The sequence below is a fragment of the Wolbachia endosymbiont of Drosophila bicornuta genome (genome assembly GCF_028982105.1).
In the GTDB taxonomy this organism is placed as follows: domain Bacteria; phylum Pseudomonadota; class Alphaproteobacteria; order Rickettsiales; family Anaplasmataceae; genus Wolbachia; species Wolbachia pipientis.
Genome location: NZ_JAPQLF010000104.1, coordinates 1 through 10,667 on the forward strand (window position 1 = coordinate 1; position 10,667 = coordinate 10,667).

At 35.1% G+C, this 10,667-nt stretch carries 12 protein-coding genes; 2 read left to right on the forward strand and 10 right to left on the reverse strand.

The window, feature by feature from the left end; all coding sequences use genetic code 11:
- Positions 1-144: 144 nt before the first annotated feature.
- Together pstB and dapB are read right to left on the reverse strand one after the other, a co-directional pair.
- On the reverse strand, positions 145-903 hold the full coding sequence (gene pstB, locus OZD68_RS03270) for a phosphate ABC transporter ATP-binding protein PstB (RefSeq protein ID WP_182309437.1): 759 nt from the start codon (positions 901-903) through the stop codon (positions 145-147).
- A complete protein-coding gene (gene dapB, locus OZD68_RS03275) occupies positions 900-1,685 on the reverse strand; it encodes a 4-hydroxy-tetrahydrodipicolinate reductase (protein WP_182309436.1) in 786 nt (261 codons plus the stop codon). Before dapB ends, pstB begins: the two co-directional genes overlap by 4 nt.
- A 219-nt stretch (positions 1,686-1,904) precedes the next feature.
- Here dapB and OZD68_RS03280 point away from each other — a divergent pair, with 219 nt between their 5' ends.
- Positions 1,905-2,054, forward strand: coding sequence for a hypothetical protein (locus OZD68_RS03280; RefSeq protein WP_275008992.1), 150 nt, complete (start codon positions 1,905-1,907; stop codon positions 2,052-2,054).
- A gap of 37 nt (positions 2,055-2,091) precedes the next feature.
- Here OZD68_RS03280 and OZD68_RS03285 read toward each other — a convergent pair whose 3' ends face one another.
- The 7 genes from OZD68_RS03285 to OZD68_RS03315 form a co-directional block, all read right to left on the reverse strand.
- Positions 2,092-2,862 (reverse strand): Fic family protein, encoded by a 771-nt coding sequence (locus tag OZD68_RS03285; protein ID WP_338063251.1) that lies wholly within the window; start codon positions 2,860-2,862, stop codon positions 2,092-2,094.
- Complete coding sequence (locus tag OZD68_RS03290; protein ID WP_259366002.1) at positions 2,825-3,127, reverse strand: Fic family protein; 303 nt, start codon at positions 3,125-3,127, stop codon at positions 2,825-2,827. Before OZD68_RS03290 ends, OZD68_RS03285 begins: the two co-directional genes overlap by 38 nt.
- Positions 3,128-3,296: 169 nt before the next feature.
- Positions 3,297-4,289, reverse strand: a complete 993-nt coding sequence (holA, locus tag OZD68_RS03295) for a DNA polymerase III subunit delta (protein ID WP_182309435.1) — start codon at positions 4,287-4,289, stop codon at positions 3,297-3,299.
- A gap of 5 nt (positions 4,290-4,294) precedes the next feature.
- Complete coding sequence (locus OZD68_RS03300; protein ID WP_182309434.1) at positions 4,295-4,474, reverse strand: hypothetical protein; 180 nt, start codon at positions 4,472-4,474, stop codon at positions 4,295-4,297.
- Positions 4,475-4,605: 131 nt separating this feature from the next.
- Positions 4,606-5,415: a metal ABC transporter permease gene (locus OZD68_RS03305; RefSeq protein ID WP_182309433.1), complete on the reverse strand. Its 810-nt coding sequence runs from the start codon at positions 5,413-5,415 to the stop codon at positions 4,606-4,608.
- 1 nt (position 5,416) lies between these two features.
- On the reverse strand, positions 5,417-5,773 hold the full coding sequence (locus OZD68_RS03310) for an Mth938-like domain-containing protein (RefSeq protein WP_182309432.1): 357 nt from the start codon (positions 5,771-5,773) through the stop codon (positions 5,417-5,419).
- A gap of 3 nt (positions 5,774-5,776) precedes the next feature.
- Positions 5,777-6,643 carry a 4-(cytidine 5'-diphospho)-2-C-methyl-D-erythritol kinase gene (locus OZD68_RS03315; RefSeq protein ID WP_182309431.1) on the reverse strand — a complete coding sequence of 289 codons (867 nt, stop codon included), beginning with the start codon at positions 6,641-6,643 and terminating at the stop codon, positions 5,777-5,779.
- 81 nt (positions 6,644-6,724) lie between these two features.
- Here OZD68_RS03315 and OZD68_RS03320 point away from each other — a divergent pair, with 81 nt between their 5' ends.
- Complete coding sequence (locus tag OZD68_RS03320; protein WP_182309430.1) at positions 6,725-9,967, forward strand: UvrD-helicase domain-containing protein; 3,243 nt, start codon at positions 6,725-6,727, stop codon at positions 9,965-9,967.
- 159 nt (positions 9,968-10,126) lie between these two features.
- Here the strand turns inward: OZD68_RS03320 and OZD68_RS03325 are convergent, their stop codons facing one another.
- Positions 10,127-10,468: a GIY-YIG nuclease family protein gene (locus tag OZD68_RS03325; protein ID WP_275008997.1), complete on the reverse strand. Its 342-nt coding sequence runs from the start codon at positions 10,466-10,468 to the stop codon at positions 10,127-10,129.
- Positions 10,469-10,667 lie beyond the last annotated feature (199 nt).

Below are 10,667 nucleotides of genomic sequence, written 5' to 3' on the forward strand. Positions count from 1 at the left end.
CTTTCTTTGTTCATTTGCCAGCTTAACAGCTTCCAATTTGAATTCTGCCGTATATTCTCTTACCATTTCTAATCCTCCAAAATTTTATTTTACCCAAAAAAACTCTTTTCTTTCTCTCCACTTTTTCTGGGTAAGGTCAGAAATTTAATGATCCAGGATATACTCCTTTGTTAAGGGAGATTGAGCATTTTCGAATATTTCTTGAGTGCTTCCAGACTCAACAATTCTGCCATTATGAAAGAAAATCACACTATCAGATAACTTCTTAGCTTGCTTCATTGAATGAGTTACCATAATTATAGTAAATCTTAATTTCAGCTCTTGTATAAGATTTTCGATTGCATTGGTTGCCATTGGATCAAGAGCGGAGCACGGTTCATCCATTAATAAAATAGTTGGCTTCACTGCAATTGCGCGAGCAATGCATAGTCTCTGTTGTTGGCCACCGGATAAATTGAGTGCGCTATCTTGCAATCTGTCCTTCAATTCTTCCAATAAACCAACCTTGGTTAAACTATTTTCCACCATCTCATTCAATTTTTGCTTATCCTTCGCCATACCATGCAATTTTGGCCCACAAGCAACATTATCATATATTGATTTTGGAAAAGGATTTGGCTTTTGAAATACCATACCAACTTTTGCTCTAAGTAGTACAACATCCATATCGCGTGAATATATATCACCCAGCCCATCGATATCTAATTCACCAACAGTTTTGCAACCTGGTACATAGTCATTCATACGATTAAAACAACGCAAAAATGTTGATTTACCGCACCCGGATGGTCCGATAAAAGTAGTAACTTTTCTTTTATAAATATTCAAATTTATATCGAATAGAACTTGCTTAGAGCCGTACCAGAGATTTAAATCTTTAACAGAGGCACGTGTATTGCTCATATCACATCCTGCATTGAATAGAGCCCCGGAATTTCTCTTTTATTTTCGTATAGCCATACTGCTGCTTGAACAGCTCCTCTAGCAAATGTTGTGCGATCAATTGCTTTGTGGTTTAGTTCTATCCGTTCATCAGAATTAACAAACATCACGCTGTGATCTCCTATTACTCCACCTCCACGAGATACTGCAAAACCTATTCCCCCCTTTTTTCTTATGTTTGAACCACTATGTAAATATTGATTGGACTGAAAATCCATTTTTGAAGCGTTAGCAATTGTTTTGCCAAGTTCTATAGCTGTTCCAGATGGTGAATCCTTTTTTAAGTTATGATGCATTTCCCAAATCTCAACGTCATATTCATTACCTAAAAGCTCAGCAGCTTTTTTTACCAATTTCAGCAACACATTAACCCCAACACTCATATTTGCTGACCATAATATTGGAACTTCAGCAGCATATTCTTTCAAATCGACACCTTCTATTCCAGTTGTGCCACTAACCAGCGGTGTTTTAAATTTTACAGCTGCTTTAAGGCAGTCTAACATACATTCTTTAGTTGTAAAATCTATTACAACGTCAGATGACTCAAATATGCCACTAATAGAACTTGTAACTTTAATTCCTAGATTGGCTATAATTGGTCCAATATCTGAATCTATGTACTTACTACCTGAACGGGCAACAGCACCTGCTATTTCCACTTTGGTATTTGTAATTAATTCATTGAGTATTTTTTTGCCCATTCTGCCTAAGCAGCCTATTACTCCAACTCTGATTTTCATAAAGCTTTTTACGTTTATTAAGAATGTTAGGCCTTTTTTTAAGCTCTGTCACTTCTGATCTATATTCTATAGCTGTACGAACACTCCAATTTCAGATCCAAGTGCCTTGACCACAACTATTGCAATATGGTACATAGTGAACGATGTCGTTCCAGTCTGGAATCTAGCCTTTCTGCAATCTCATCGAAAACGTTGTAACCACTTTCTATGCTAGTTTGCTTGCTTACAAGCAAACTTTTCTGGATCCCAGTGTCTGGGCACTTGGATGACAGGAGAAGGGACTTGGATGACAAGAATAGGGCACTGGGATCTAGTGGGCTCAAACTACAATGTTTGTACATCTGTGATCTATATTCTATAGCTGAATAATTTAACAATTCAAAATGAATACATATCCTATTGAGCTCTATATTACATACCAGGTTGCTTTGCCTTTTCCATGCTGAGTGATGTGATTACTCTTTACGAGATTAGATACGTGCTTCTTTAAGGTATTGCAGTTTGCTTTAGTAATATTTTCCAAATCCTTAATTGTAAGACGTCCATGTTTGCTGAGTAGTGCTAATACTTTAGCAGAAAGTGGTGGTAAATAGAGATTTAACACTTTTTCATGTGACACCTTTTGTTCGAGATGAAATTTTTGCTTTTGTAGTGACCTTAAAAAGAATATAAGCCATGGATTAAAATCATAGCTGCTCGTCTTCAAGGATTGTTGAGTACGACGCAAAGCTAAGTAGTAACTCTCCTTATTACTTTCAAGGGAACTGTAAGGTACATAGATATACCCTAACTTTAGTAACAAGAAAGTTGTGAGAATGCGTGATAATCTGCCATTTCCATCCTGGAAGGGATGAATAGCTAAAAAAGTAACTATAAAAATGCCAATAATTAATAGAGGGTGTAACGATTTCACCTCTAATTGCTGGCTAGTCCAATAAATAAGTTCTTGCATTTGTGTTGCTGTCTCAAATGGAGAGGCTGTTTCAAAAACTATGCCCAAGCTTTTTCCAGATTCATCAAACGCTTCAACATGATTGGGGAATTTTTTATATTCTCCCATGTGCCTTTGATCTTTATATGAAAATTGTAAAAGCCAGATGTGAAACTGTTTTATAGTGTTTTCTGTAAATGGCATCTTTTTAAAATTGTTGAAATACTTCTTCACACACATACGCATATCCGGCTATTTCTCGTTCATCTAGAGAACGAAATGAACGTGTATCAAGTTTGGATAATAATTGTTCAATTTCACTGTCTGATAGTTTTGCCCCTTCAATACGGGTAGAAGAACCAATACTTTCAATTGTTGCAATTTTCTTGAGCATTTGTAAACGTTCTGGAGCTAAATTACCAAACAATTGCCATGCTCCTTTAAATTCATCAATTTCAGCAACTAATTTTAACATTTCAGGTGTTATTACAATTTTTGAAATGTCAAACATATCTGTATTTTTATCTAGTTATATTCAATTATATTCGAAAATATCCTATTAGCAAAGAATACTTGTGAGACACACACTAAAGAATGAATTTTGGTAGGCATAAAAGCAGCTATTTTATGTTAAAATACAACATTTTGATGAAATTATAAGAAAGGCTGGATCTGAGTAGTCAGCTACTCGTCAGTGCATGTTGAAAAATCATTTTATGATCCAAGTCAGTTTTTTTACAGGTAACTTCTAAGCTTATCAATTTTTCCAAGATCTTCTTAAGTTCTGAAAGTTGCAAACTTTTCAAATGAGATTTAAAGCTCTGCAATTGTTTAAAAAACAATGGAGGGCTTAGCTGATCAATCGCAGCCTGCTCACTCATTCCACCTTGCACTGACAGCAAAACGTTTTCAAGGCGTAGGAAATAATTTGATATAATGCGAATTAGTGCTATCGGTGAAAAATTTTCTTGCGATATCAATACATCAGAAATTCTAATGAAGCGCGACATATCTTTACTTGCTATGGCAGAACATAGATCATCAAGTGTAGCATAGTCGTTGCCAGAAGTTGAAAAGCATAATTCTATATCAGTAAGTTTTAGGTCTTTTCTCTCCCCTAAGTATAAAACTAACTTCTCAAGTTCTGAACATATAGGCAGCTTGCTATGATTAAAGTAAGATTGCAAATGGTAGATTATCTCATTTGTGCATTTTATATCATTTTGTTTTAAGTAACTTGATATAATGTCATAAAGATTGCTGTTGCTGTCCTTATAGCAAGCAATCACACCAAAAATTTTTGAACTCTCCATATAACTTTTAGTCGCAGAATTATATGGAAGATCACTTGCTACCATCATTACATAGTGACCACTTGCGTTATAATCCAATACGTTTTTTAACTCTTTGGATATACCTCCACTCACATTTATCAGCTTAATTAATTTTTTGCTGGTAAACATCGAAACGTTTGCCAATTCAGAAAACAGTAAACTGGGTGACTTATTCACTATTGCAAAATCCATCACCTGAACTGAATACTCACCCAAATTAGCAATTATTTCTTGTACATAAAAATCAACCCTACTGTTATCACTTCCATGAATTAACACACCACGTAAAGCATCAGGTTTCTCTAGGAATTTTTTAACTTTGGATGGTGTGACCCTCATGCTATCTATATGATATCATTCTCATTTGACTGTACATGAGTATCCAAAGACTCTGAGTCTCCTTGTGCAATATTATGCACATCGCCTGCTAAATCATCTGATTCTTCTGTTTTTCCTGTAATATAATTATAAAATTTTTTCACAGGTTGAGATATATATTTGGAAAAAAATCCTTCTTCGCTCATATTGCTTACTCCATAAAATTAACAACTTATCATTAGCATATAAATAATAGTATAGCAAAAACTATTTTGTGCTAAGATAGTGATGTTTTATAATGAGTATATTACAAAATTATTAACATTCGAGATCAAAATTAAGCCAACCTGCTTAATACTAGCCTTATAAAATAAGCGATAATTAAATATACCGCTGCAACAAGTATAATTGCAGGTCCAGTTAACAAATCAAAACTTGCAGATAACATGAGACCTGATATCCCAGAGATCACAGAAAAAACTGTTGCAACAATAATCATCTGCATTGGAGTTTTCGAAATGAGCCTTGCAGATGCTGCTGGTATTAGCAAAAATGCAGCAATGAGTAATATTCCTATTAGTTGGGCAGCAATTGCTATAAATATAGCAAGAGTGATTAAAAATTCTAGTCTAACAAAGGTAACATTAATTTTTTCAACTACTGCTAAATCTTGATTAATTGAAATCATTAACCAATAACGCCATCTAAATATTAATATCAAAGTAACTATTAGAGAGGTTAAAAAAATCGATATTATATCACTTTGATCGAGCGTTAATATATCACCAAACAGTGAGCTAATAATACTATTATTGCCAGATGGAAGAAAAGACATAAGTATTAAACTCGATGATAAAACTACATTGGTAACAATGTTCAATATCGTATCAGCAGAATATAATCTGTTAAAATTAAGAGAAAGTAGTATAGCAAATGTAATTGCAATGAGCATTATGCTAAGCGATGGGCTAATCTTAAAGATCAAAGCAAGTGCAATACCAAGCAATGAAGAATGGGACAAACTATCACCAAGATAAGATAACCTTTGCCATATCATAAACGATCCTAAAGCGCCTGTTACTAGGCTAATTACGACTACTGCAACTAGACTGTTGATGAAAAAATCCTGGGTAAACATTTCAAACATGCTATATGGCTATTAGATAACTGACAACAAATCTATCTTCGGATATCAGAATATTATGGGTTCTGCACGCAGAACCTGTTGTCATAAATTCAAAATTTAAACCTTTTTGTTCCATAAGATAGGACTTCACTGAAGAACTTAGTATATTGTGTATTTTACCAGTACCTATTAACAAAATTTCTATTTCCTCTGTTAAAAAAGATTCAAAATACTCCTTGCTGTTTATATCACTTTCTTTCAATTTAATCACCTTTTCAGGAAAAATTATAATTGAGCCGCAATATTCTCTATTATTCACCAAAAATTTTCCTTCCCTGTAACCATTTATAAGGTTTTTATTCTCGGAAATTAATGGCATAAGTCAAACTATTAATTGAGTGTCACATACCCACCATTCCGGTTGCTTTTTTCCGATATTAACTGCAGCAGCTTTTGCATTTTCCTCACTATCGAATATTCCAAAACATGATACACCACTGCCTGACATGCGAGAAAGTATAGAGCCTTCTTGTGACTCAAGTGTTGATATCACATCCTTAATTTCAGGTACAAAGCTTATTGCTATTTCTTGAAGATCGTTTCTCGTCTCTTTAAGAAGCTTCAACAAATCCTTTTCAGCGTCATCGCTCCATTTAATTGGCTCAGAAAATTTTCCTTCATGTTTGGAAAATACATCTGGTGTACTCAAAAACCTTTTTTTCGGTTTCACAAGCACCACATTTGTAGGTAAAGAGAATTTTTTAATGTGGCATAATTCTTCGCCAATACCTCTAACAAAAACTGGCTTGCTATCTACGCTTGCGGGAACATCAGCACCAACGTTTAAGGCTATTTCATTTAAAATCGTCCTATCAATCTCCCACAGCTTCCCTAGCGTACGTACCACAGCTCCAGCATCTGAGGATCCGCTACCAAGTCCTGCAGCAATTGGTATGTTTTTTACAACCTTTACAGTGACTTTAGTGCGTACAGGAGCATGCCTAAGCAGCAGATTAACCGCTTTCATTACAGTGTTATATTGGTTATTTATTTTAGACTCGGAGTTTATAAATTCAACTGTAGAGTTATCGTATCTAGAATCCTTCTCACCTACTTTTATTTCCAAAAAATTAGAGAGATTAGCAAAGACAAATAAACCTTCAATCAAGTGATACCCTGTTTCTTTTTTGTCTACAACATGCAAAAAAAGATTGATTTTTGCAGGCGCCTTTACACAAAAACTTTTCATTATATATCTTCACTAACACTATTTTTACATTATATGTATAATGCTATTCTAGTCAACTTTTATAAGGTTCTCGCACTTCTGATGAGATCAAATGCCATAAATCCTAATTTCTCTGTGTGGGTAAATGCGTCCGCTGGTACAGGCAAAACAAAAATCTTAATAGACAGAGTATTGAGACTTTTATTAGAAAACAAAAGAAATATTCTTTGCTTAACATTCACCAATGCTGCAGCAAACGAAATGGAGAATCGCATTCACAGCATACTCAGTAAGTGGGCAATATGTTCAGATAGTGTGTTGGCAGCAGATCTAGAACAACTAGATTTCTTTCCAATGTCATCCCAGTGCGTGACACTGGGATCCAGAAAAAATAAAGATTATTTAACAAGAGCAAGAAGGCTTTTCTCTGAACTGGAAAATCTTGGTCTAACTATACAAACCATACACGCTTTCTGTTACAAATTAATCTCCAGCTTTCCTATAGAAGCTGGCATTGCTCCAAATTGCACGCTGAGCGAATGCAAAGAATTACATTCCATCATATTCAATAAAGTGCTTCATAACGAAACTGTGCAGGATGATATCAACCTTATTGCAACTGAAATTGATGAAAATAAACTACGCGATTTGCTTTATACTTTATGTATAAAAAGATCGATATCAGCAAATGATTCGAAATATATCAAAGATAAATTGAGCGCCCCAGATGAAATTCATGACTTACAGAGTGAAACAATCGAGCACGTGGAAAGACTAGCCGAGATATTAAGTGAAGGCAGTAAAAGAGATCAGAGTTATAGTGAAATACTTTATTCTACTGTCATCCCAGCTGGGATCAAGAAAAAAAGAACCAGTGTCAGCTACTCAGATGACACCGGAATAAAGTGGAATGACACCAAAATAGAAAACCTAGCCAAGGTATTTCTAAAATCAGAATCGCACGAAAAAAAGAGCATATCATCCATTGCAACAAAAAGTATTTTGGAGAAATTCAAAGATGCAGAGCAAATAATAGAGAGCGTTCAGAATGTAGTATTTACCCATATAAGAGACATGAACTCTTATCAAATATTCAAGAAAACCAGTAGCTTACTTGGTGTATTTAAAGTATATGTTGATTTGTATAATAGTGAAAAATCAAAAAATGCACTGCTTGACTACAATGATATAATTGACTTAGCAACAAATCTTCTCAGCAATCCAAACTATAAAGATTGGATATTGTTTAACTTGGATCAAAAAATAGATCACATCCTTGTTGACGAGGCACAAGACAATAGCATCAGCCAGTGGAAAATTATAACAAATCTCTGCGATGAATTTTTTGCCGGTAATGATGAAAAGCGAACCTTATTTGTAGTTGGTGACGTAAAACAATCCATATACAGATTTCAAGGAGCAAATCCCCATCTATTCAACTATATGCAACAATACTTTCATACGAAAACTGGTGGTAGAGATTGGATATCATGCCAACTTGAAAAGTCATTTCGCTCAACTCCAGAAGTTTTGATGCTTGTAGATAGAATATTTAATAACTTCCGCGCAGAAATATCTTTTAATGATAATGAAATAAAACATGTTCCACATAGAGAAAATGACCAAGGATATATTGAAATTTGGCCAGCGTTACCAAGGCGCAAAGAGAAAGAACAGCGAGCTTTACAAATTCCTCTGACATGCAAGGAAGGTTATACAATAGCAGATCGATTACTTGCTCAAACAATAGCTAACAGAATTCACAATTGGTTAAACGAAGGGCGGATTTTAGTCGCTAAAGATCGCCATATAGAGCCAAGAGACATTATGATTTTGGTGCGACAACGAAACGTGTTAGTTGATTACATAATAAGCGAACTTAAAAAAGCAAATGTGCCAGTTGTAGGCCGGGATTATTTTAGAATTATGAACTATATAGCCGTGCAGGACTTAATAGCTTTGGCCGAATTTTTACTCCTCCAGGCAAATGATTTAGCTCTTGCAAATGCTTTAAAATCACCGCTATTTAATTTCACCGAGGATGATTTATTTAACATTGCATACGACCGTAAAGAGCATTCACTATGGGAAAGAATTCACGATTATTCTGTGGTTATCTATAGTGAATTAAACTATCTCATTAACTTATCTCGCATAGAGTCTCCTCTTGCACTATTTACGCATATATTACGTACAGGTAAGAAGAAATTTGCTGCAAGGCTAGGTCTTGAGTGCTTTGATGTCCTAGACGAATTTATGAACCTCGTGTTGCAATTTGAAAACCCATCTCTTCAAGCGTTTGTTCAATGGATCAAGGAGAATAATCCGGAGATTAAGAATGATATGCAATCAGAACGCAATGCTGTGCGAATAATGACAATTCACAAATCAAAAGGTCTGCAAGCTCCCATAGTATTTTTGGTTGATACAAACACAGTGCCAAGAAACAGTGAAAGCATTATCTTTGATGGAACGGAAGCACCATTTTGGTGTGGAAAAAACAACAATGCTTATTGCGATCAAGTAAAAAGAGAGAAAAAACTAGAGGATTATAATGAATATTTGCGTTTATTATACGTAGCACTCACGCGTGCTGAAGATGAGTTATACATCTTAAGTAAAGAGCCAGTGCAAAAGGGCTCTTGGTATGATCTAATCACTAAGTATGGAGAACCATATGAAAAGAAACAAAGGGGTTTACGGCCAATATTTAAAGAAAAAGTTGAAGTATTATGCGTGAATGCAAACTACCCTTACATTTATAAAAAACGTGATTACTTTGACGTTCCGGTCATTTCCCTTCCACCAGCTTTAGCCCACTCTTCGGTGTCATCCCAGCGCGTGACGCTGGAATCCAGTGAAAAAGAAGGAGCAGAATGGATCCCAGTGTCAGCTACTTGGATGACAGATGGTTATGCAAGAGGCCTGATTATTCACAGCATATTGCAGTATATGCCCAAGATAGAAAAAGAAAGGAGAAAAAATTGGGTCAGAAAATACCTTGATAACATCAGCGAAGATAAGGATGAAATTTACAGTAAAATATTAGCCTTTAATGAAAAATATGGCTATTTGTTTGACTTGGAAGGCAAATCAGAGATTACACTGAGTGGAACAATTGATGGCAAGTCAGTATTAGTACGACTAGATAGGCTATGCATAACGCAAGATAAAGCAATCATAATTGACTACAAATCACACCGTAACGTTTCTGTTTCCTTATTAAATGAAATAAAAAAACAGATGTTAATCTATAAAACCTTAGTACAAGAAATATATCCAAACAAGCAAGTAGAGTGCGTGGTTATTTGGGTGGAAGATTTAACCATTCAATCTGACTTTTAACGAAACTTGATTGCAAGAAATAGCTACTACGTCATACCACCGCGAACCGTCATACCGCCACTCCTTTCTCGTCATCCCGCTACGTGTTAGCGGGATCTCAGCATAGCTATCTTAAAGCTAAGTAATATAAGTCAACCCAGCTAGGATTCTTTTGATTGATCAAATTATAGCACTTCTCGCAATAGTCCGAATAGGATAAGATATGTGCTTATGGCTATGGTAGAGCAGTAGCATATTATGATCTGTTCGGATTATTGTAAAAAGAGCTATAATTTTCCACTGCCTTGGCCATTCTTTCAAGCGCCTTTCTCTTGCAATAGATAAACTTATATCTTCAAACTCTTCAAAATATACAAGTTTATTTACATTATATCTTGATGTAAAACCTGAAACAATTTTGTTTTTGTGTTCCCAAATCCTCTTGATCAAATTTGCAGTTACACCAATATATAATGTGCTATTAGCTTTATTTGTAAGTATATAGATATATGGTAACTTCATCTTAATCGTTTATAGCTAAAGTAACTGAGGTTTATCAACATTATACTACACCATCATGCCACAATAAATCTTACCGTCATACCACCGCGGATAGATCCCGCTAACACGTAGCGGGATGACGAGTTATACCACTTCTCGCAATAGTCCGAATAGGATAAGATATGTGCTTATGGCTATGGTAGAGCAGTAGCATATTATG